This is a genomic window from Variovorax sp. RO1, assembly GCF_002849325.1.
In the GTDB taxonomy this organism is placed as follows: Bacteria; Pseudomonadota; Gammaproteobacteria; order Burkholderiales; family Burkholderiaceae_C; genus Variovorax.
The window spans coordinates 173,162-194,433 of sequence record NZ_PKMT01000001.1; the positions used below are offsets into that span (position 1 = coordinate 173,162).

The 21,272-nt window shown below is 66.7% G+C and carries 17 protein-coding genes, 1 tRNA gene and 1 pseudogene; 16 read left to right on the forward strand and 3 right to left on the reverse strand.

Going from position 1 to position 21,272, the window contains the following annotated elements; all coding sequences use genetic code 11:
• The 7 genes from rpoC (at window position 1) to CY658_RS00785 (ending at window position 10,254) form a co-directional block, all read left to right on the forward strand.
• Window positions 1-4,236, forward strand: a complete 4,236-nt coding sequence (gene rpoC, locus CY658_RS00755; protein WP_101488435.1) for a DNA-directed RNA polymerase subunit beta' — start codon at window positions 1-3, stop codon at window positions 4,234-4,236.
• Window positions 4,237-4,351: 115 nt separating this feature from the next.
• Window positions 4,352-4,951: a lema family protein gene (locus tag CY658_RS00760; RefSeq protein WP_099794857.1), complete on the forward strand. Its 600-nt coding sequence runs from the start codon at window positions 4,352-4,354 to the stop codon at window positions 4,949-4,951.
• Window positions 4,952-5,045: 94 nt separating this feature from the next.
• On the forward strand, window positions 5,046-6,434 hold the full coding sequence (gene rsmB / locus CY658_RS00765; RefSeq protein WP_101490154.1) for a 16S rRNA (cytosine(967)-C(5))-methyltransferase RsmB: 1,389 nt from the start codon (window positions 5,046-5,048) through the stop codon (window positions 6,432-6,434).
• Entirely contained in the window at window positions 6,412-7,056 is a 645-nt protein-coding gene (locus CY658_RS00770; protein WP_374221074.1) for a DUF4390 domain-containing protein, read from the forward strand. Before rsmB ends, CY658_RS00770 begins: the two co-directional genes overlap by 23 nt.
• Complete coding sequence (locus CY658_RS00775) at window positions 7,053-9,383, forward strand: sensor histidine kinase (RefSeq protein WP_101488437.1); 2,331 nt, start codon at window positions 7,053-7,055, stop codon at window positions 9,381-9,383. Before CY658_RS00770 ends, CY658_RS00775 begins: the two co-directional genes overlap by 4 nt.
• A 75-nt stretch (window positions 9,384-9,458) precedes the next feature.
• Window positions 9,459-10,160: a response regulator gene (locus CY658_RS00780; RefSeq protein WP_099794860.1), complete on the forward strand. Its 702-nt coding sequence runs from the start codon at window positions 9,459-9,461 to the stop codon at window positions 10,158-10,160.
• Between the two features lie 18 nt (window positions 10,161-10,178).
• Window positions 10,179-10,254: transfer RNA gene (locus tag CY658_RS00785), tRNA-Phe, on the forward strand.
• A gap of 406 nt (window positions 10,255-10,660) precedes the next feature.
• Here CY658_RS00785 and CY658_RS00790 read toward each other — a convergent pair.
• Window positions 10,661-11,338: a response regulator gene (locus CY658_RS00790; RefSeq protein ID WP_101488438.1), complete on the reverse strand. Its 678-nt coding sequence runs from the start codon at window positions 11,336-11,338 to the stop codon at window positions 10,661-10,663.
• A gap of 76 nt (window positions 11,339-11,414) precedes the next feature.
• Window positions 11,415-11,945, reverse strand: coding sequence for a sensor histidine kinase (locus CY658_RS00795; protein ID WP_101488439.1), 531 nt, complete (start codon window positions 11,943-11,945; stop codon window positions 11,415-11,417).
• Window positions 11,946-12,046: 101 nt separating this feature from the next.
• Here CY658_RS00795 and CY658_RS00800 point away from each other — a divergent pair.
• Both CY658_RS00800 and CY658_RS00805 read left to right on the forward strand, forming a co-directional pair.
• A pseudogene (locus CY658_RS00800) lies at window positions 12,047-12,205 on the forward strand (leucine zipper domain-containing protein); the annotation flags it as partial.
• The gene (locus CY658_RS00805; protein WP_257884592.1) at window positions 12,150-12,665 is read left to right on the forward strand and encodes an RCC1 domain-containing protein; all 516 of its coding nucleotides are present in this window, start codon (window positions 12,150-12,152) and stop codon (window positions 12,663-12,665) included. The pseudogene CY658_RS00800 and the gene CY658_RS00805, both read left to right, overlap by 56 nt.
• A 93-nt stretch (window positions 12,666-12,758) precedes the next feature.
• On the opposite strand, the gene CY658_RS33135 is transcribed toward CY658_RS00805, so the two are convergent.
• Window positions 12,759-12,971 carry a DUF6791 domain-containing protein gene (locus CY658_RS33135; protein WP_101488441.1) on the reverse strand — a complete coding sequence of 71 codons (213 nt, stop codon included), beginning with the start codon at window positions 12,969-12,971 and terminating at the stop codon, window positions 12,759-12,761.
• Window positions 12,972-13,262: 291 nt separating this feature from the next.
• On the opposite strand from CY658_RS33135, the gene CY658_RS00815 reads away from it, so the two are divergent.
• The 7 genes from CY658_RS00815 (at window position 13,263) to CY658_RS00845 (ending at window position 21,204) form a co-directional block, all read left to right on the forward strand.
• Window positions 13,263-13,583, forward strand: a complete 321-nt coding sequence (locus tag CY658_RS00815; protein WP_101488442.1) for a hypothetical protein — start codon at window positions 13,263-13,265, stop codon at window positions 13,581-13,583.
• 215 nt (window positions 13,584-13,798) lie between these two features.
• Window positions 13,799-13,939 carry a hypothetical protein gene (locus CY658_RS32635; RefSeq protein WP_180838816.1) on the forward strand — a complete coding sequence of 47 codons (141 nt, stop codon included), beginning with the start codon at window positions 13,799-13,801 and terminating at the stop codon, window positions 13,937-13,939.
• Window positions 13,940-14,520: 581 nt separating this feature from the next.
• Window positions 14,521-14,880, forward strand: a complete 360-nt coding sequence (locus tag CY658_RS00825) for a hypothetical protein (protein ID WP_101488444.1) — start codon at window positions 14,521-14,523, stop codon at window positions 14,878-14,880.
• A gap of 75 nt (window positions 14,881-14,955) precedes the next feature.
• Window positions 14,956-16,188, forward strand: coding sequence for a TolC family protein (locus CY658_RS00830; protein ID WP_101488445.1), 1,233 nt, complete (start codon window positions 14,956-14,958; stop codon window positions 16,186-16,188).
• Window positions 16,185-17,687 carry an efflux RND transporter periplasmic adaptor subunit gene (locus CY658_RS00835; RefSeq protein WP_101488446.1) on the forward strand — a complete coding sequence of 501 codons (1,503 nt, stop codon included), beginning with the start codon at window positions 16,185-16,187 and terminating at the stop codon, window positions 17,685-17,687. Before CY658_RS00830 ends, CY658_RS00835 begins: the two co-directional genes overlap by 4 nt.
• Entirely contained in the window at window positions 17,684-20,860 is a 3,177-nt protein-coding gene (locus CY658_RS00840) for an efflux RND transporter permease subunit (protein WP_101488447.1), read from the forward strand. Before CY658_RS00835 ends, CY658_RS00840 begins: the two co-directional genes overlap by 4 nt.
• Window positions 20,857-21,204 (forward strand): copper-binding protein, encoded by a 348-nt coding sequence (locus CY658_RS00845; protein ID WP_101488448.1) that lies wholly within the window; start codon window positions 20,857-20,859, stop codon window positions 21,202-21,204. Before CY658_RS00840 ends, CY658_RS00845 begins: the two co-directional genes overlap by 4 nt.
• Window positions 21,205-21,272 lie beyond the last annotated feature (68 nt).

The window sequence follows — 21,272 nt, forward strand, 5'->3', positions numbered from 1 at the left end:
ATGAAATCGCTACTCGACCTGTTCAAGCAATTCACGCCCGATGAGCATTTCGATGCCATCAAGATCGGCATGGCTTCGCCCGAGAAGATCCGTTCGTGGTCTTTCGGCGAGGTGAAGAAGCCTGAGACGATCAACTACCGCACGTTCAAGCCCGAGCGCGACGGTCTGTTCTGCGCCAAGATCTTCGGCCCCATCAAGGACTACGAGTGCCTGTGCGGCAAGTACAAGCGCCTGAAGCACCGCGGCGTGATCTGCGAGAAGTGCGGCGTTGAAGTCACGCAGACCAAGGTGCGTCGCGAGCGCATGGGTCACATCGACCTGGCCGCGCCCTGCGCCCACATCTGGTTCCTGAAGTCGCTGCCGTCGCGTCTGGGCCTCGTGCTCGACATGACGCTGCGCGACATCGAACGTGTGCTGTACTTCGAAGCCTACGTGATCACCGACCCCGGCATGACCCCGCTGAAGAAGTTCGGCATCATGTCCGAGGACGACTACGACGCCAAGCGCAAGGAATATGGTGACGAGTTCATCGCCAAGATGGGCGCCGAAGGCATCAAGGACCTGCTTGAAGGCATCGAACTCGACAGCGAGATCGAACGCCTGCGCGGCGACCTGACCGGCTCCGAAGTCAAGGTCAAGAAGAACTCCAAGCGCCTGAAGGTGCTCGAGGCCTTCCGCAAGTCGGGCATCAAGCCCAACTGGATGGTGCTCGAAGTGCTGCCCGTGCTGCCGCCGGACCTGCGTCCGCTGGTGCCGCTGGACGGCGGCCGCTTCGCGACCTCCGACCTGAACGACCTGTATCGCCGCGTCATCAACCGCAACTCGCGTCTGCGCCGCCTGCTGGAGCTGAAGGCTCCGGAAATCATTGCTCGCAATGAAAAGCGGATGCTGCAGGAAGCGGTCGACTCGCTGCTGGACAACGGTCGTCGCGGCAAGGCCATGACGGGCGCCAACAAGCGCGCACTGAAATCGCTGGCCGACATGATCAAGGGCAAGAGCGGTCGTTTCCGCCAGAACTTGCTGGGCAAGCGCGTGGACTACTCGGGCCGTTCGGTCATCGTGGTGGGCCCGACGCTCAAGCTGCACCAGTGCGGCCTGCCCAAGCTGATGGCGCTCGAACTGTTCAAGCCTTTCATCTTCTCGCGCCTCGAAGCCATGGGCATCGCGACCACGATCAAGGCTGCCAAGAAGGAAGTCGAATCGGGCACGCCGGTGGTCTGGGACATCCTGGAAGAGGTCATCAAAGAGCACCCGGTCATGCTGAACCGTGCGCCTACGCTGCACCGTTTGGGCATCCAGGCGTTCGAGCCGATCCTGATCGAAGGCAAGGCCATCCAGCTGCACCCGCTCGTTTGCGCGGCCTTCAACGCCGACTTCGACGGCGACCAGATGGCTGTCCACGTGCCGCTGTCGGTAGAAGCACAAATGGAAGCCCGCACGCTGATGCTGGCCTCCAACAACGTGCTGTTCCCGGCTTCGGGCGAACCGTCGATCGTTCCTTCGCAGGACGTGGTGCTGGGTCTGTACTACACGACCCGCGACCGCATCAACGCCAAGGGCGAGGGCCTGGTCTTCTCCGACATCGGTGAAGTTCAGCGCGCGCTCGACGCCGACGTGGTCGTGCTCACCGCCAAGATCGCCGTGCGCATCACGGAGTACACCAAGGACAAGGAAACCGGCGTGTTCACGCCGTCGACCTCGCTGGTGGACACCACCGTGGGCCGCGCCCTGCTGTCCGAGATCCTGCCCAAGGGCCTGCCGTTCTCGAACATCAACAAGGCGCTGAAGAAGAAGGAAATCTCCAAGCTCATCAACGTCTCGTTCCGCAAGTGCGGCCTGAAAGAGACCGTCGTGTTCGCCGACAAGCTGCTGCAAAACGGCTTCCGTCTGGCAACCAAGGCCGGTATCTCGATCGCGATCGACGACATGCTGGTGCCCGCTGAAAAGCACGGCATCATCGAGCGTTCCGCCAAGGAAGTGAAAGAGATCGAGCAGCAGTACGTCTCCGGTCTCGTGACCTCCGGCGAGCGCTACAACAAGGTGGTGGACATCTGGGGCAAGGCCGGCGACGAAGTGTCCAAGGTCATGATGTCCAAGCTCTCCAAAGAGCGCGTCATCGATCGCCACGGCAAGGACGTGGAGCAGGAGTCGTTCAACTCCATCTACATGATGGCCGACTCCGGCGCCCGCGGTTCCGCAGCGCAGATTCGCCAGGTGGCCGGTATGCGGGGCCTGATGGCCAAGCCGGACGGCTCGATCATCGAGACGCCCATTACCGCGAACTTCCGCGAAGGCCTGAACGTGCTGGAGTACTTCATCTCCACCCACGGTGCCCGTAAGGGTCTGGCCGACACGGCGCTGAAGACGGCGAACTCGGGTTACCTGACCCGTCGTCTGGTCGACGTGACGCAAGACTTGGTCGTGACCGAGCAGGACTGCGGCACGCACGGCGGTTACCTGATGCGCGCCATCGTCGAAGGCGGCGAAGTGATCGAGTCGCTGCGCGACCGTATCCTCGGCCGCTCGGCTGCGGACGACGTGCTGCACCCGGAAAACCGTTCGGTGCTGCTCAAGGCCGGCGAGATGTTCGACGAAGACAACATCGAAGTCCTGGAAGCCCAGGGCGTCGACGAAGTCAAGGTCCGCACCGCGCTGACCTGCGAAACGCGTTTCGGCATCTGCGCGACCTGCTATGGCCGCGACCTGGGCCGCGGCGGCCTGATCAACATCGGCGAAGCCGTCGGTGTGATCGCTGCCCAGTCCATCGGCGAACCCGGCACGCAGCTGACGATGCGTACCTTCCACATCGGCGGTGCCGCTTCGCGCGCTGCCATCGCTTCGAGCGTGGAAGCCAAGTCGAACGGCTCGATCGGCTTCAACGCCACGATGCGCTACGTGACCAACAGCAAGAGCGAGCTGGTCGTGATTTCGCGTTCGGGCGAGATCGTCATCCATGACGAGCACGGCCGTGAGCGCGAGCGTCACAAGGTGCCGTACGGCGCGATCCTGGCCGTCAAGGCCGACCAGCAGATCAAGGCCGGCCACGTGCTCGCCAACTGGGACCCGCTGACCCGCCCGATCATTACCGAGTTCGCCGGCAAGGCGCAGTTCGAGAACGTCGAGGAAGGCCTGACGGTCGCCAAGCAGGTGGACGAAGTGACCGGTCTGTCGACCCTGGTCGTGATCGACCCGAAGCGCCGCGGCGCTGCCAAGGTCGTGCGTCCGCAGGTCAAGCTGATCGACGCCCAGGGCCTCGAGGTGAAGATCCCCGGCACCGACCACTCGGTGACGATCGGCTTCCCGATCGGCTCGCTGGTGCAGATCCGCGACGGCCAGGACGTGGGCCCCGGCGAAGTGCTGGCGCGCATCCCGGTCGAAGGTCAGAAGACCCGAGACATCACCGGCGGTCTGCCGCGCGTGGCCGAGCTGTTCGAAGCCCGTTCGCCGAAGGACAAGGGCATGCTGGCCGAAATGACCGGTACCGTGTCGTTCGGTAAGGAAACGAAGGGCAAGATTCGCTTGCAGATCACCGATCCCGAAGGCGGCGTCTACGAAGACCTCGTGCCGAAGGAAAAGAACATCCTGGTGCACGAAGGCCAGGTGGTGAACAAGGGCGAAAGCGTGGTCGACGGCCCGGCAGACCCGCAGGACATCCTGCGCCTGCTGGGTTCGGAAGAACTCGCGCGCTACATCGTGGACGAAGTGCAGGACGTGTACCGTTTGCAGGGTGTGAAGATCAACGACAAGCACATCGAGGTGATCGTTCGCCAGATGCTGCGCCGCGTCGTGGTCGACAACATCGGCGACACGAGCTACATCTCCGGCGAACAGGTCGAACGCAGCGAAATGCTCAACACCAACGACGCCCTGCGCGCCGACGGCAAGATCCCCGCGACGTTCACCAACCTGCTGCTGGGTATCACGAAGGCGTCGCTGTCGACCGACTCGTTCATCTCGGCCGCTTCGTTCCAGGAAACGACGCGCGTGCTGACCGAAGCCGCGATCATGGGCAAGCGCGACGAGCTGCGCGGTCTGAAGGAAAACGTCATCGTCGGTCGCCTGATTCCCGCAGGCACCGGCATGGCGTACCACCAGGCCCGCAAGGTCAAGGACGCCATGGACGAGGCCGAGCGCCGCGCCATCGCCGAGTCGGAAGCCGCCGATCTGGCCGGCTCCAGCGAGAGCGAAGCGACGACCAGCACGGTGGATGCCAACGAAGGCGCTGCGACCGAGTAATTGGTTAGCATCACCGGCATGACCGGTAGCCCACGCCCCCCGACCGAACCGGTCGGGGGGCGTTTTTCTTTGTGTTTCCTGGGTTTTGACCGATGACCAAGAGGTTCTGTTTCCGATGAGCGTCCTGCCCGATTCGCTGGCCGGCTGGCTCGTTGTCGCGCTGCTGCTGTTCTGGTTCGTGGGCGCCTACAACCGGCTCGTGCGTTTGCGCGCCGCCGTGCTCCAGGCCTATGCAGTGCTCGACGTGGCGCTGCGCAAGCAGCTCGATTTCGTCCAGGCCAGCATCACCGCCGCGCCGCGGCCCGAGACGCCGCCCGAGGGCGCGCCCACCGTGGCACCGTTGCAGGCGGCCACCACGCAGCTGGCGACCTTGCTCGGTGCGACGCGGGTGCGCCCGCTCGACCCGGGCAGCATGGCGGCGCTGGCCACCGCGCTGCAGGTGCTCATTGCCGCATGGCGGCGCCAGTACCCGGGCGCGGTCACCGTGTTCGACGCGGACGGCACACTGTCGCGACCCGCGCCTCTGATGCCCGGCCTGGGTGGCGCGTCCGATCCGGCCGCGCCCATCGCCTGGCCCGAGCCGTCGGCTGCAGCGGAAATCGCGCGCGGCCAGTTCAACCAGGCTGTGGCGCAGTACAACGCAGGCATCGCCCAGTTCCCGGCACTGCTCGTGGCCTGGATCGTGCGGCTGCGGCCTGCGGCCCCGCTGCTTTGACCTGACCCGACCTGACGACAGGCGGGTCACGCCTTCGTTTCTCTTTCCACCGCGCGGCGTGCTGTCTTTCTCGCCCGTTACCATCGGCTCCAACTTGCCAGCAGATCTTTCCTCCGACCCCTCTTCGGGCAGCGCCTCCTCGGCGCCGCAACAACCGCCGCTCTGGCGCCAACTGCAACTGACCGCAGGGGCGCTGGCGTCGATTCGCGCCGGCACCTCGGGCACCGTCGCGTTCGAGGCCGTCGAGCCTGCGCTACGCCCCGGCGTGCAGGCCCTCGGCTTCCAGGTGCTGCGCTGGCTCGGCCGCGCCGAGGCGCTGCGTCGCCACCTGGCCAAGCGCACGCCGCCGCCGCTGCCCGACGCCTTGCTGTGCACCGCGCTCGCGCTGGCCTGGCACAGCGACCACGCCCCCTACGAACCCTTCACGCTGGTTGACCAGGCCGTTGAAGCCGCCAAGCGCAACCCGGCAACGCGCGCGCAGGCCAGCTTCATCAACGCATGCCTGCGCCGCTTCTTGCGCGAGCGCGACGAACTCGTGGCCGCCACCGACACCGAACCGGTCGCGCAGTGGAACCACCCGCGCTGGTGGATCGAGCGCCTCAAGCGCGACCATCCGCGCGACTGGCAGCGCGTGCTGTCGGCCGACAACGCCCAGGCGCCGATGACCTTGCGCGTCAACGCGCTGCAATCGACGCCGGCCGCCTACCTGCTGGAGCTCGAAGCCGTGGGCCTCGGCGCCACGCGCGTCGGCACCGACGGCCTGCAGCTGACGCGGGCCCGGCCGGTGCAGCAGCTCCCCGGTTTCGCCGACGGCGCCTGCTCCGTGCAGGACGCCGCCGCGCAGCTCGCCGCGCCCTTGCTGCTCGACGGCCTGCTGCCGGCCAAGCCCGGCGCCGCGCCGCTGCGCGTGCTCGACGCCTGCGCTGCCCCCGGCGGCAAGACCGCGCACCTAGTCGAGCGGGCCGGCGCCGACGCCATCGAGGTGACCGCGCTCGAGGTCGATGGCGTGCGCAGTCGCCGCATCGACGAAACGCTCGCCCGCCTCGGCCTGAAGGCCAAGGTGGTGGTGGCCGATGCCGGCCGCCCCGCCGACTGGTGGGACGGCGTGCTGTTCGACGCCATCCTGCTGGACGCGCCGTGCACCGCCTCGGGCATCGTGCGGCGCCATCCCGACGTGCGCTGGCTGCGCCGCGAGAGCGACACCGCCCAGCTGGCGACCCAGCAGGCGACGCTCTTGGCTGCGCTCTGGCCGCTCGTGCGGCCCGGCGGTCGGCTGCTTTATTGCACCTGTTCCGTGTTCCGCGAAGAAGGCTCGCAACAAATTGATGCGTTTCTTGTACGCAACACCGACGCCCGATTGCTGCCGTCCCCGGGACACTTGCTGCCTCAAAGTGGGGCGAATGCCCGTGGCGTCCCGGACAATCCCTCTGGTGACCACGACGGCTTCTTCTACGCCCTGCTTGAAAAACCCGCGCCGCACTGACGGCCGCCGGTCGATCCTGCTGGCCGGCTTGCTGCTGGTCTGGGCCCTGTGGATGGCCCTGTTCCCCGCCGCCGCCACCGCCCAGGCCCGCGCCGGCGGTGCCACCATCACCCAGATGCGCCTGGAGCAGGCCGACGATGGCGTGTACCTCAGCGCGGCCGTGCAGTTCGAGCTGCCCACCTTGGTGGAAGACGTGCTCGACAAGGGCATCGCCATCTACTTCGTGGCCGAGGCCGAGGTCTTCCAGGAGCGCTGGTACTGGACCGACCGCAAGGTCGCCCAGGTGGCGCGCCACATGCGGCTGGCCTACCAGCCCCTCACGCGCCGCTGGCGGCTCAATGTGTCGCCGGTGCCGATCACCGGTGCTGCGGGCTTCGGCATTTCGCTGAACCAGAATTTCGACAGCCTCGCCGACGCGCTCGAGGCCATCAAGCGCATCGGCCGGATGCGCCTGGGCGACGCCGCCGAGATCGGCGACGAGCCGCTGCACCAGGTCACCTTCCGCTTCCGGCTCGACACCTCGCAATTGCCGCGACCCTTCCAGATCGGCATGGTCGGGCAGGCTGAATGGAACATCGCGGCCGAGCGCACCGCCCGGCTGCCGCTGGAGAAGCAGCGGTGAGTGCCAAGCCGCGCAGCGGCGCCGCGGCCACGCCCGCCGCCCGCCGCTCGCGCGCCCTGCGCTGGGCCGTGGGCGTTGGCGCGGCCATGGTCACGGCCATCGGCCTGGTGCTGATCTTCCTGCTGGCCCAGGCCACCAACAACCGCGCGCTGTACGAGCGCTACTACGTGCGCCTCTTCGGCATCAACGTGGTGGTGGCTGTGCTGCTGGTGCTGGTGATCGGCTGGGTCGCGTTCCGGCTGCTGCGGCGGCTGCGGCAGGGCAAGTTCGGCAGCCGGCTGCTGATCAAGCTCGCGGCCATCTTCGCGCTCGTGGGGGTGGTGCCGGGGGCGCTGGTCTACGTGGTGTCCTACCAGTTCGTTGCGCGCTCGATCGAGAGCTGGTTCGACGTCAAGGTGGAAGGTGCGCTCGATGCCGGCCTGAACCTGGGCCGTGCCACGCTCGATTCGCTGTCCGACGACCTCGCCGCGAAAACCCGCACCGCCAGCGCCCAGCTGGCGCAGGTGCCCGACGCGAGCGCGGGGCTGCTGCTGGAGCGCATCCGCGACCAGCTCGAAGCCACCGACGTGATCCTCTGGACCGGCTCGGGCCAGCTGGTGGCCAGCGCCGGCGCGTCGCGTTTCCAGCTCAACCCCGAGCGGCCGACCGTGCAGCAGTTTCGCCAGGTGCGCCCCGACCGCGCCGTCGCGCACATCGAGGGCCTGGAAGAAACCGCGCTGCCCAGCGCCACGCCGTCGACCGCCAGCGTGCGCGCGCTCGCCGTGGTGCAGCGACCGGGCTTCGACTTCGACACCGCGCCGCGCTACCTGCAGGTCACGCGGCCACTGCCGCCGGCCGTGGTCGCCAACGCGCTGGCCGTGCAGGAGGCCAACCGCGAGTACCAGGAGCGCGCACTGGCGCGCGAGGGGCTGCGCCGGATGTACATCGGCACGCTCACGCTGAGCCTGTTCCTGGCCGTGTTCGGCGCGGTGCTGCTGGCCGTGCTGTTCGGCAACCAGCTCGCGCGCCCGCTGCTCGTGCTGGCCGACGGCGTGCGCCAGGTGGCCGCCGGCGACCTGCGGCCCACCGCCGTGCTGCAGGGCAAGGACGAGCTGGGCGGCCTCACGCGCTCGTTCGCCGTCATGACGCAGCAGCTGGCCGACGCCCGCGGCGCGGTCGAGAAGACCATGGACCAGCTCGACGCCGCCCGCGACAACCTGCAGACCATTCTGGACAACCTGACCTCGGGCGTCATCGTGCTCGACGCCAAGGGCACCGTGCTGTCCACCAACCCAGGCGCCACCCGCGTGCTGCGCGCGCCGCTGGCCGCCTACGAAGGGCAGGCGCTGGTCAATGTGCCCGGCCTGGCCGATTTCGGTGCCAAGGTGCAGCAGCAGTTCGACGAGTTCCTGGTCGAGCGCATGCAGCACGGCCTGGACCACTGGCAGCACGCTTTCGAGCTGCACGCCACGGGCAACGACATGCCGCAGCAGGACGACGCCATCAACATCGTCGCGCGCGGCGCCGAGCTGCCGGGCGATGCGCGGCTGCTGGTGTTCGACGACATCTCCGAAATCGTCTCGGCCCAGCGCGCGCAGGCCTGGGGCGAGGTGGCGCGGCGCCTGGCGCACGAAATCAAGAACCCGCTCACGCCGATCCAGCTGTCGGCCGAGCGGCTCGAGATGAAGCTCTCGGGCAAGGTGGCGCCGCCCGAGCAGGCCATCCTGGTGAAGTCGGTCAAGACCATCGTCGACCAGGTCGATGCGATGAAGCGGCTGGTGAACGAGTTCCGCGACTACGCGCGACTGCCCGCGGCCGACCTCAGGCCGGTGGATCTCAATGCGCTGCTGGCCGACGTGCTGCAGCTGTATCACACCGAGAACCTGCCCATCACACTGCGCTCGGAGCTCGACGAGCGCTGCCCGCCCGTGCGCGGCGACGAACAGCAGATCCGCCAGGTCGTGCACAACCTGCTGCAGAACGCACAGGACGCCGCCGAGGCCGCCGCCAGCGGCACGGGGCAGGTGGGCGAGGTCGTCATTCGCACGCGGCTGGGCGATTCGGGCCAGCGCGTGCGCCTGACCGTGCAGGACAGCGGCCCCGGCTTTGCCGAAAATATTCTCAAGCGCGCCTTCGAGCCCTACGTCACGACGAAAACAAAAGGTACCGGTTTGGGCCTGGCCGTCGTCAAGAAGATCGCCGATGAGCACGGTGCGCGCATCGAGCTTTCCAACCGTGTCGTGGACGGGGCTGTGGCCGGCGCGCAAGTCTCGCTATCATTCGCGCTGGCAGGCGAACCGCGAGCAGCGGTCGCTCACACCGAAGATTCGAAGTCTTCGTCCGCCTGAGTACCGGTGAATCCAGCGCACGCGGCTGGATCGGGAGCGGATCAATACACACAGCGCATACAACAAGCAGCACTCATGGCAAACATTCTCGTGGTCGATGACGAGCTGGGCATCAGGGACCTGCTCTTCGAAATTCTCAATGACGAAGGCCACAACGTGGAGCTCGCGGAAAACGCCGCCGAAGCCCGCGCGGCCCGACAACGCGCCCGGCCCGATCTCGTGCTGCTCGACATCTGGATGCCGGACACCGACGGTGTCACGCTGCTCAAGGAGTGGTCCACCGCGGGCCTGCTGAGCATGCCCGTCATCATGATGAGCGGGCACGCCACCATCGACACCGCGGTCGATGCCACGCGCATCGGCGCCTTCGCGTTCCTCGAAAAACCCATCACGCTGCAGAAGCTGCTCAAGGCGGTCGAGCAGGGGCTGGCACGCGAGAACGCGCGCCGCACCGCCGCCGGCGTGGTGCCGCCGCCCACCGGCGCCCACCAGGCCGCCGCCATCACGACCACGGGCGACAGCCTGCTGATGGCATCGCTGGCCGCCGTGCCGGTGGCCGACGCGGGCCCGCAGTCGACCCAGAGCTTCGACCTCGACCGCCCGCTGCGCGATGCGCGCGACGGTTTCGAGAAGGCTTACTTCGAGTTCCATCTCGCGATGGAGAACGGGTCGATGACCCGCGTGGCCGAGAAAACCGGCCTCGAGCGCACCCATCTTTATAGAAAACTCAAACAACTTGGCGTGGACCTTTCGCGAGGCCGCAGAAGCGCTGTATAATTTGAGGCTGCACACCAAGGCCCGGTAGCTCAGTTGGTAGAGCAGCGGATTGAAAATCCGCGTGTCGGTGGTTCGATTCCGCCCCAGGCCACCAAATTTTCCCTTTTGGATCAAACGCTTAGCCCAACCTCTTTAGGTTGGGCTTTTCGCTTTCTGGCGTCGTGTAGGCACCGTGTAGGCAAACTAGGTCATCGCAAGGCAACGCGATTCCACGAACCATGGCGAACAAGCGCTCCATCTTGCATTCACCATGTGTTGGGTGCTCAAAGGGGCTCAGAAGCGTCGAATCCTGCGGCGCACGAGAGACGAAATATTGGCGACAATCAGTGGGTCAGGGGCTATGAGAAGAGGGCGCAGCGCATGGCATTTTTGCCGGCGGCAGCGACTTGCAGCTTGCCCGATCAGCTCACGTTGTTGCAAGGTCTTCCAAGTCGTCTCGACCTAGCCATCAAAGAATTTGGTCGGCGGGAGCGAGCGAAAGTCTGCGTGGAGAGTGCTGGTTACTCGTTCAGCCACCCCAGTCGCCGCGCTTCGTACATAGCTTCCGCCTTCGAGCCCACCTGCAGCTTGCGATGGGTGCACTTCACGTAGGTCAGCACGGTGTGGCGCGACACGACCATGAAGCTGGCAATCTCGTCGTAGGTGAAACCCTTCGCTGCCAGCGTGAGCACGCGGTGCTCTTGCTCCGAGAGTGCTTGTAGCGTGGACGTGGCGACCGGCGCACTTGCCCGCCGACCGGCCGGCGACGGTGCCTCGGGCACTAGCCGCGCGAGCAGCGGCCGTGCGATCACCGGGTTGATCGGGCTGCCGCCCGAGCGCAGCGTGCGGATCTGATCGGCGAGGTCGAAGGCACTCACGTCCTTCAGTAGATAGCCGGTGGTGCCGGCCTCGATGGAGGCCATCACGTGGCGCTCGTCGCCGAACACGGTGACAACCACGGAGTCGCACTCGGGCACGGTGCGCGCGGCGTGCCGGATCAAGTCGATGCCGCTGCCGTCGGGCAGACCCAGGTCCACCAGCAGCACGTCGGGCCGGTGCGCCTCGAGCAGCGCGCGGCCGCGTTGCAGGTCGGGAGCAGCGCCGACGAGTTCGAGGTCGGGCGCGGCGAGGATGGTGCTGGCGAACGCGGCCCTGAACTTGGCGTCATCTTCGACGATGAGAACAGTCAAGGCAGGCATGGGAGCCAGTGTAGACAGCAGCTGCGGGGTGAAGAGCGCGGCGTGTCCCTCGTTCAGGGGACACGCGCAACGGTGCTCAGTGGGCTCGTTGCAACGGTAGCCGCAGTTCGACGCGCGTGCCCTCGCCGGGGCGCGAGTTCAGTGTTAATGCGGCTTGCAGCTTTTGCGCACGCTGGTGTTGTGTCTGGTGTCCGCGTCCCTCAGTGATGCCGGCCGCATCGAAGCCGCAGCCGCAGCCGTCGTCGGCCAGGCTCAGCGCGATGCGGTCGCCGTCGCGGCGAACGCTCAGGTGCACCTCACGCGCCCGCGCATGCTTGAGCACGTTGGCCAGCGCCTCCTGCACGATGCGCAGCACGTGCAGCGCGGCCTCGGGGTCGAGCCAAGGCAAGGCGGGAATGTCTTCCACCTCCCAGACCATCGCGATGCCCGCCGCTTCCATCCGGCGCCCGAGCCGGTAGCGCAGCGTGCCCAGCAGCGTGGTGAGGTCGTGCTCGACCGGCTCGAGCGAATCGATCACCAGCCGCAGGTCGTCAATGCAGGTACGCAGCACGCCGGCCACCTCGGCCGACGTGGCGTCGCCGCGCTCGGTTTGCGCCAGTGCGAGCACTAGCTGTGAAGCTCCAATAGGTTGTATCCGGTGTTCATCCGGATTGGGTTTGAGAGACTGGAAGTCGCCAAACACCCAATCGACTCAGTACGCCCAACCGGATGAACACCCATAAGCATGCCCGACTTACCTTTGCCCGCCGGATCGAGATGGTCAAACAGATGACGCAGGAAGGCTTGGATGCCGTGCGGGCTGCGCTCGCGCATGGCGTCACCGCACCGACTGCCAGGAAGTGGCTTGGTCGCTACCTGGCAGGTGGCGGCCCTGAAGCTGGGGCAGTACCACAGCTGCGCGATCAAGCTCGAGGGCACCGTCGCCTGTTGGGGGCGGAACCTCAACGGTGAGTTGGGTGACGGCACCACCACTGCCCGCCCGCTGGCGGTAAGCGTGACGGGCGTGAGCGACGCGATGGCCCTGGCGGGCGGCGAACACCACACCTGCGCGCTGAAGGCCGACCGCACGCTCGCCTGCTGGGGCTGGAACGGCCACGGCCAGCTCGGTGACGGCACCGGTGACAACCGGATGGCGCCTGTGGCGATCCCGAACCTGACCGATGTGGCGGCGGTCGAGGCTGGCGCGATCTTCACCTGTGCGCTGAAGACCAACGGCAGCACGGCCTGCGCGGGCTACAACGGCTACGGCCAGCTCGGCGACGGAAGTACGACCACGCCGCGCTACGGGTTCGTGATGGGCACGGCCGGCGCGGCCTTCTGGCGCTGAGGCCATCGGGGGCGATGAAGGCCGGAGGACGCCTTGGTCGTTCAGCCCTCGCCCCGCGGCGGTTGGACACGTCTGGCCGCGGTGGTGCTTGATCTACTGGATTTCGCCGCAATCCTTGTTGCAAGGGTGATCGCCGGTGAACATGGTCACATGACTGCTCGGGAGCGCCGTGACGTCCCCCGCCATAGTGAGGACTGACACCAAGCTGCCGAGGGCGCCCGCGCCCTTGGCATTGACGTACGGCACCGAGTGCATCAGGAGGTGGTTGCTACGTACCTCGTAGCCGTCGTTCCGCAGGCGCTGCAACTCGGGATTGCGACTTATCAGTGCGTGCGATATTTAAGGTCATCCCTGCCCTTGCCGGCTCGTCCTCGGCCAGCGTACCCTCCGGCCTGCTGCTGCCGTGACCACGCTTGAAGGTGACCGCGTAGATCGTGGTCTCGCTGAAGACAGCATCTTCGAACGCCGGCCGGACGACTTCCATGAAGCTCAGTGCCTTGGTCGTCACCTCCTTTGGACGGCCGTTGACGAGGGAGCTCCCATCGATCAATTGCAACCGTCTATGTTCGCGTCGGTAGTGCGGAAGACGAAAATCAGGTGCCAGGCGTCGTTGCCATCGATGGTCGTTCGCCCGAAAAGATCGCCGCCGGCAGGAGCCAGTTGGCGGCGACCGAGGGTTTGGTGACCGACGACGATGTGCAGATGGTGCTCAAGGCATGGTCCGAGGGCATTCGTGACAAGGCCGCGGCTGAGGATTTGGGCTTTAACACTAAATGCCACGACGCAGCGCTGCGAGCTGAGGTCCATATCGCAGGGCCTAGCATCACAGAGCCGCGCGATCTCGATATCGATCTGATCGCCATGAACGCCGAGATGGAGGTTGGCTACGAGAGCCTCCGGGGGGCGAAGCCACCCTGATAGGTGTCGGCAACCGGGCCACCGCCACAGTGAGGCGTTCGACGGTCCGGGGCCGAGAGCGGTTTTCGGTCGATCATGAGTTGGATCATTGGGAAATGCAGTGTGGTCGCACCTTCTGATGCCGCGTCGACGATCCCGATCAAAACGGGGCCTCGTGTGCTGTTTTGGAGAAGGGGGCTGACACCTATGCTTCTCATCTGCTGACGCCCACCTCGATGTTCAACTCGCGCGTGAAGGAGTTCGGCGTCCCGGGACTTCGTGAGATCGAGGGACTGTCCGAGGTGTTCGCAACCAGCGTGCTGGCCACCTGCATGCGCGTGGCGGACATCAATACCCTTCCCGTGATCCTCGATTGATACAAGGGCAATGGCATCTTTTGCTGGAGAAAGGCTGTTGCAGACGTACCCGCTCGCTGGTGGCGGCGACAGCAGTTCGACGTCGATAGCTGGGCCTATGAGCTGTTCCATAACGGTAAGGTACGTCCCGGCCTCAGGAAGCAGCTTGCCGAGGTCTGGATTAAGAGTCTGGACGCCGATCAGTACGGGGTGTCGAAATGCTGTTTGCTTGGTCGCTCGGGCGAGGTCATTGTTCTTCTGTCTCTCGGCTCCAAAATGCTCGAAGCTCGTTACGACGCTCTTGTAGGGCCCCGGAAATTCACGAGTACGGCTCGCGCGTCACGCGACAGTAGCCAAGACGGCAGAGTCAAAGCCTTGCCCTTCCAGTCTCCCGGTCCGCTGCCGCATTCCGCCATCAACCAAATCCGGTGCGTCGATTAATGTTGCTCAGCAACCAGTGGAAATCAGTTGGTGGAGCAAAGCACGTCGAGTCCGGCTCGTAGCGGATCAGGCAATCTTTTTTCTTCAACTTTTTTTTAGTTGATTCCCACAACTCTACACTCTGTGTTCATATGGCCTCTCGCCACGCCCTCCCTCGCTACATGACCACGTTGCTCGTGGTCCTTTCGCTGCTGTTTTCGCAGCTGGCGCTGGCAGGCTATGTCTGCCCCGGCGCATCGGACACCCCGGGTTCGATGGCCGAGATGATGGCGTCGGGCGAGCCCTGCGAAGGCATGGACATGGCCCAGCCGGTGCTGTGCTTCCAGCACGCCGCCGACCTGTCGCTGTCCTTCGAGCCGGCGAAGCAGACCACGCCCTCGCTGCCTGCCATCGTGCAGGTCGTGGTGATGCCTCCGGTGCTGGTGTCGGAAGGCCACGTCCTTCCGCCGCAGGCCGTGCCGGAGCGGCAGCATCCGCCGCCCGATCCCGTTTTTCTTGCTACGCGCAGACTGCGCGTCTGACATCTGCGTCGACTGACCGGTGCTGGTGCGGCGCGTCCGCTTGCCAGCGATACCTCGTTCGTTTGCGGAGTTCTCATGTCCCTTCCTTTTTCGCGCGCGGCCGTCTGGGCCGTCGCGTTGCTGCCGTTCTTTGCGACGGCGGCCCCCTTGTCGCTCGACGCGGCGCTTGAGCTTGCCGCCCGGCGCTCTGAAGCCACCCGCGCCGCCCGTGCCGGCGTCGCCAGCGCCACGGCGGCGGCATTCGCTGCCCCGCAGCTTCCTGACCCCACGCTGCGCATCGGAGTCGACAACCTGCCCGCGACGGGCGTGGATCGCTTCCACACCACGCGTGACTCGATGACGATGAAGCGCATCGGCATCAGCCAGGAATGGCTGTCCGCCGACAAGCGCGCCGCGCGGCAAGCCGCCGCCGATGCGTCGGTCGGCCGGGAGACGGTGCAGGTGCAGGCCGCGGCCGCCGACACCCGCCGGCAGACCGCGCTCGCGTACGTGGACGCCTTCTACGTCGGCGAGGGCCTGAAGCTCGCGCGACTCATGGAGCACCATGCGCATGAAGAGCTGGAGGCGTCGCGTGCGCGCCTGTCGTCGGCTGCGGGGAGCAGCCAGGACGTGCTGGCATTGGCTGGCGCAAGAGGCGTCTCTGCAGACGAGACGGCAGACCTGCTGCAGCAGCAGGAGGCCGCAAGCGTCGCTTTCCAGCGCTGGGCCGGTGTCCCGCCCGACGAGTTGCTGCCTCCGGGCGCCATCGCCGTGCCGTCCGAAGAAGCCTACGTGGCCGCGCACCCCACGGTCGCGGCCATGCGGCGCGATGTCGACGTGGCCAAGCAAACGGCGGCCGTCACCGCGTCCAACCGCAAGCCCAACTGGACCTGGGAGCTCGCCTACGGCCAGCGCACCGGCTATTCGGACATGGTGTCGGTGGGCGTGAGCATTCCTCTGCCCGTCGCCCCCGGTGAGAGGCAAGACCGGGACACCGCTGCCAAGCTGGCCCTCGTCGAGAAGGCTGAAGCCGACCTGGCGGAAGCGACCCGGGTGGCGACCGCCGAGTACCGGGCGCTGCGCAGCGACGCGCAACGCCTGGCACAGCGCATCGACCGCTATCGCATTGGCGTGGTCGTTCTGGCCAGTCAAAGAACCGCTGCCGCGACCGCGGCCTACCGCTCCAACCAGGGAAGCCTCGTCACGCTGTTCGAGGCACGGCATGCCGAGGTCGAAGCGCAGCGCAAGCTGCTGACGCTGCAGCGCGACCTGGCCAGGACCCACGTTCAACTGGCCTTCCGGCCGCTTACTGCCGAGGTGGCCCCATGAACCGCACCCGTACGATCGGCGCAGCGCTGCTGGCCGCCTTGGTGCTCGCAGCGAGCGCCTTCTACCTGGGCCGCAGGACGGCACAGCCCGCGGACACGTCGATGGCCGCGCCGGCCAACGCACCCACTGCCGACGGTCGCAAGGTTCTCTATTGGCACGACCCCATGGTTCCGGGCCCGCGCTTCGACAAGCCCGGCAAGTCCCCCTTCATGGACATGCAGCTGGTGCCCATGTACGCCGACAGCGCAACCGGCACGGGCACCGAAGGCGGCGTGCAGGTGAGCCCCACGGTCCAGCAGAACCTTGGCATCCGGTATGCCGGCGTGAGGCGCGCTGAAACCTCCGCATCCTTCGATGCGGTCGGCACCGTGCAGTTCGACGAGCGGCTCAATGTGGTCGTACAGACGCGCGTCGCCGGCTACGTCGAGCGCCTGTCGGTTCGCGCGCCGATGGAGCGCGTGCGCAAGGGGCAGGCGCTGGCGACGGTCTTCGCGCCGGAATGGCTCGGGCCGCAGAACGAGTGGCTTGCCCTCAAGCGATCGGGCGTTTCCGCCGATCTCGTCGCAGCCGCACGCGAGCGCATGCGGGCCATGTCCATCCCCGCCGAGCTCATCCGCCGCAGCGAGGAGACTGGCACGGCGCAGGCGCGCTACGTGCTCACCGCACCGTCCGATGGCGTGGTGGCTGAGTTGGGCGTGCGTGAAGGCGTCGCGGTCACGCCCGGCATGACGCTGTTCCGCATCGCGGGCCTGGAGAAGGTCTGGGCAGTGGCCGAGATTCCGGAAGCGCAGGCAGTGCGTCTCGCGCGAGGCCAGAAGGTCAAGGCGATCCTTCAGGCCGATGCGGCCCAGTCTTTCGATGGAACGCTCGACGAGATACTTCCAGAGATCAACACCTCGACTCGCACCCTGAAGGCCCGCTTCGAGGTCGACAACAGGAACGGGAAGCTCACGCCCGGCATGCTGCTGCGCCTGCAGGTGACCGGCCCCGCCAGCACCCGGCTGGTCGTGCCGTCCGAAGCCGTCATCCGCACCGGCAAGCGCGCGGTCGTCATCGTGCGCAAGGCCGACGGCGCGTTCGAGCCACGTGACGTGTTGCTGGGCGTGGACCTGGGCGACGACACCGAAGTCGTCTCGGGTCTGAATGAAGGCGATCAGGTGGTGGCCAGCGGCCAGTTCCTCATCGACTCGGAAGCCCGGCTGCGCGCGGTGCTGGGCAACATGACATCGCCTGCGGTCACGACCGCACCGCTGGCCACCGTGCTGCACAAGGCCGAAGGCAAGGTCGAAAGCGTGGCACCCGACGGCCTCACGATCTCGCACGGCCCCGTCGCCACGCTCAAATGGCCATCCATGACGATGGGTTTCGCCAAGGCGTCGCCGATGGCCTTCCCGGACATCAAGTCCGGTGATCAGGTGCGCTTCGAGTTCAAGGAAGGCGGCCCCACGGGCTACGAGCTGGTCTCCGTTCAGCGCACGCAACAGGGCGCGAAGCAATGATCGCCGCCCTGATCCGCTGGTCGGTCGGCAACCGCTTCCTGGTGCTGATCGCGACCCTGTTCCTGGTGGCTGCCGGGTGGTGGTCCGTCGCCCGCACGCCGCTCGATGCGCTGCCCGACCTGTCGGACACGCAGGTCATCATCCGCACGCCCTTTCCCGGCAAGGCGCCCCAGGTGGTCGAAGACCTCGTCACCTACCCGCTGACCACCACGATGCTCAGCGTGCCCGGCGCCAAGACCGTGCGCGGCTACTCGTTCTTCGGCGACTCGTTCGTCTACGTGCTGTTCGATGACAAGACCGATCCGTACTGGGCGCGCTCGCGTGTCGTCGAGTACCTGAACCAGGTGCAAAGCCGGTTGCCGGCGGGCGCCAACGCCTCGCTGGGCCCCGATGCCACGGGCGTGGGCTGGGTCTACGAGTACGCGCTGGTCGACCGCACGGGCACGCGCGACATCGGGCAACTGCGCGCGCTGAACGACTGGTTCCTCAAGTTCGAGCTCAAGACCGTGCCCGACGTGGCCGAGGTCGCCAGCATCGGCGGCATGGTGCGCCAGTACCAGGTGGTGCTCGACCCCGACCGCATGCGCGCGCTCGGCATCACGCAGTCGACGGTCGTGGCGGCGCTGCAAAAGGCCAACCAGGCCTCGGGCGGCTCGGTCGTGGAACTCGCCGAGGCCGAATACATGGTGCGTTCGCGCGGTTACCTGCGTTCGCTGGACGATTTCCGCACCATTCCGCTGGCCGTGACGGGCGCCACGCCGGTGCTGCTGCGCGACGTGGCGACGGTGCAGATCGGCCCCGAGATGCGCCGCGGCATCGCCGAGCTCGACGGCGAAGGCGAGGTGGCCGGCGGCGTGATCGTCATGCGCTCGGGCAAGAACGCCCGCTCGACCATCGAGGCCGTCAAGGCCAAGCTGGAAACGCTCAAGTCCGGCCTGCCGCCGGGCGTCGAGATCGTGCCCACCTACGACCGCTCGCTGCTGATCGACCGCGCCGTGGACAACCTGCGCGGCAAGCTGATCGAGGAGTTCATCGTCGTCGCGCTCGTCTGCGCGGTCTTCCTGTTCCACCTGCGCTCGGCGCTCGTGGCGGTGGTGGCGTTGCCGATCGGCGTGCTGGCCGCGTTCGTCGTCATGCACTGGCAGGGCGTCAACGCGAACATCATGTCGCTGGGCGGCATCGCGATCGCCATCGGTGCGATGGTGGACGGCGCGATCGTGATGGTCGAGAACGCGCACAAGCACATCGAGGCCTTCGAGACGCAGCACGACCGGCAGCCCACGGTGGCGGAACGGTGGCAGCTCGTCGCCGATGCGTCGGTGGAGGTCGGGCCTGCGCTGTTCTTCTCGCTGCTGGTGATCACGCTGTCTTTCGTGCCCGTGTTCTCGCTCGAGGCGCAGGAGGGGCGGCTGTTCTCGCCGCTGGCCTTCACCAAGACCTACGCCATGGCCGCCGCAGCGGGCCTGTCGGTCACGCTGATTCCGGTGCTCATGGGCTACCTGGTGCGCGGACGCATTCCGCATGAAGCCGCCAATCCCGTGAATCGCTTCCTGATGGCGGTGTACCGGCCCGCGCTCGAACTGGTGCTGCGCTTTCCCAAAGGAACGATCGCCGTGGCGGCGCTGTTGCTGGCGTTGACCGTGGTGCCGCTGATGCGGCTGGGCGGCGAGTTCATGCCGCCGCTGGACGAAGGCGACCTGCTCTACATGCCGTCTGCACTGCCGGGGCTGTCGGTGTCGAAGGCCGTCGAGCTGCTGCAGCAGACCGACCGCCTCATCAAGACCGTGCCCGAGGTCGCGCGCGTGTTCGGCAAGGCCGGCCGCGCAGACACCGCGACCGATCCGGCGCCGCTCGAGATGTTCGAGACCACGATCCAGTTCAAGCCGAAGCGTGAATGGCGCGCCGGCATGACGCCGGACAGGCTGGTCGAAGAACTGGACCGCGCCGTCAAGGTGCCGGGCCTGACCAACGTGTGGGTGCCGCCCATCCGAAACCGCATCGACATGCTGGCCACGGGCATCAAGAGCCCGGTCGGCATCAAGGTGGCGGGGGCGGACCTGGCCACCATCGATTCGCTCACCACGCAGATCGAGGCGGCGGTGAAGGGCGTTCCCGGCGTGTCGTCGGCATTGGCGGAGCGGCTCACGGGCGGGCGCTACATCGACGTCGATGTCGACCGGCTCGCGGCGGCGCGCCACGGCCTCTCGGTGGCGGACGTGCAGGCCGTGGTGGCCACGGCCATCGGCGGCGAGAACGTCGGCGAGGTCATCCAGGGCCGCGAGCGTTACCCCATCAACGTGCGCTACCCACGCGAGATCCGCGATTCGCTGGAGCGGCTGCGGCAGCTGCCCTTCGTGACCGACAAGGGTGCACAGCTGCTGCTGGGCGACGTCGCGCGCATCGCCATCGAAGACGGCCCGCCGATGCTGCGCAGCGAAAACGCGCGGCTCTCGGGCTGGGTCTACGTCGACGTGCGCGGGCGCGACCTGCGCTCCGCCGTCAACGACATGCAGGCGGCGGTCGAGAAGGCCGTGAAGATGCCCGCCGGCTACGCGGTGTCGTGGTCCGGCCAGTTCGAGTATCTGGAGCGCGCCACCGAGCGGCTGAAGCTGGTGGTCCCGGCCACGCTGGCGGTCATCTTCGTGCTGCTGTACCTGCTGTTCAGGTCGTTCGGCGATGCGGCCCTCGTGATGGCGGCGGTGCCGTTTTCGCTCATCGGCGGCTTCTGGCTTATCTGGGCGCTGGGCCACTCGATCTCGGTGGCCACGGCGGTGGGTTTCATCGCGCTGGCGGGCGTGGCGGCCGAGTTCGGCGTGGTGATGCTGGTCTACCTGAAGAATGCGCTGGCGCGCCGCCTCGACGCCGGTGAGCCGATGAACGACCAGACCCTGCTGGCCGCGATCCGCGAAGGCGCCGGGCTGCGCGTGCGGCCCAAGGCCATGACCGTCGCCGTCGTGATGGCGGGCCTGCTGCCCATCCTGTGGGGCAGCGGCACCGGCTCGGAGGTCATGACGCGCATTGCCGCGCCGATGGTCGGCGGCATGGTCACCGCGCCGCTGCTCAGCATGCTCGTCGTTCCCGCGGCCTGGTATCTGCTGCGTCGGCGCGGCCGTGCCGCGCGTGCCCGTTTGTCTGCTGTTTCCAATCAACCCACTGAAGGAGTGATCCCATGAAAGTCTTGCATCCCCTCGCATTCGCACTGCTCGTTGCATCGGCCGCCGCGGCCCAGGCCCAGATGTCGAAGGACGAAATGTCGTCCATGAAGACACCAACCCCGAGCCAGCAGGCGACGGTCATGCTGACCGACGCGGTCGTCCAGAAAATCGACACCGCCAACGGCGTGGTCGTGCTCAAGCACGGCGACATTCCCAACATCGCCATGCCGGCCATGACCATGGGCTTCGACGTCGCCGACAGGAAAATGCTCGACCCGGTCAAGGTAGGCGACAAGGTCAGGTTTCATGTGGAGATCATGAAAGGCAAGCCGACCGTCACGCACCTTGAGGCCGCGCGCTGAGCCTATTGCGCGCGCCACGGCGGTTGGCTTGCTGCAAGAAGCGATTCGGGAGCGCAAGGACTATCGTC

What these genes read in the sequence shown, in the direction of transcription:
- CY658_RS00835 (WP_101488446.1), top strand. Translation starts at nt 16,185, where the DNA reads ATGAACCGCACCCGTACGATCGGCGCAGCGCTGCTGGCCGCCTTGGTG.
- CY658_RS00845 (WP_101488448.1), top strand. Translation starts at nt 20,857, where the DNA reads ATGAAAGTCTTGCATCCCCTCGCATTCGCACTGCTCGTTGCATCGGCC.
- rpoC (WP_101488435.1), top strand. Translation starts at nt 1, where the DNA reads ATGAAATCGCTACTCGACCTGTTCAAGCAATTCACGCCCGATGAGCAT.
- CY658_RS00805 (WP_257884592.1), top strand. Translation starts at nt 12,150, where the DNA reads ATGGCGTCACCGCACCGACTGCCAGGAAGTGGCTTGGTCGCTACCTGG.
- CY658_RS00790 (WP_101488438.1), bottom strand. Translation starts at nt 11,338, where the DNA reads ATGCCTGCCTTGACTGTTCTCATCGTCGAAGATGACGCCAAGTTCAGG.
- CY658_RS00840 (WP_101488447.1), top strand. Translation starts at nt 17,684, where the DNA reads ATGATCGCCGCCCTGATCCGCTGGTCGGTCGGCAACCGCTTCCTGGTG.
- CY658_RS00830 (WP_101488445.1), top strand. Translation starts at nt 14,956, where the DNA reads ATGTCCCTTCCTTTTTCGCGCGCGGCCGTCTGGGCCGTCGCGTTGCTG.
- CY658_RS00825 (WP_101488444.1), top strand. Translation starts at nt 14,521, where the DNA reads ATGACCACGTTGCTCGTGGTCCTTTCGCTGCTGTTTTCGCAGCTGGCG.
- CY658_RS32635 (WP_180838816.1), top strand. Translation starts at nt 13,799, where the DNA reads ATGTTCAACTCGCGCGTGAAGGAGTTCGGCGTCCCGGGACTTCGTGAG.
- CY658_RS00760 (WP_099794857.1), top strand. Translation starts at nt 4,352, where the DNA reads ATGAGCGTCCTGCCCGATTCGCTGGCCGGCTGGCTCGTTGTCGCGCTG.
- CY658_RS00780 (WP_099794860.1), top strand. Translation starts at nt 9,459, where the DNA reads ATGGCAAACATTCTCGTGGTCGATGACGAGCTGGGCATCAGGGACCTG.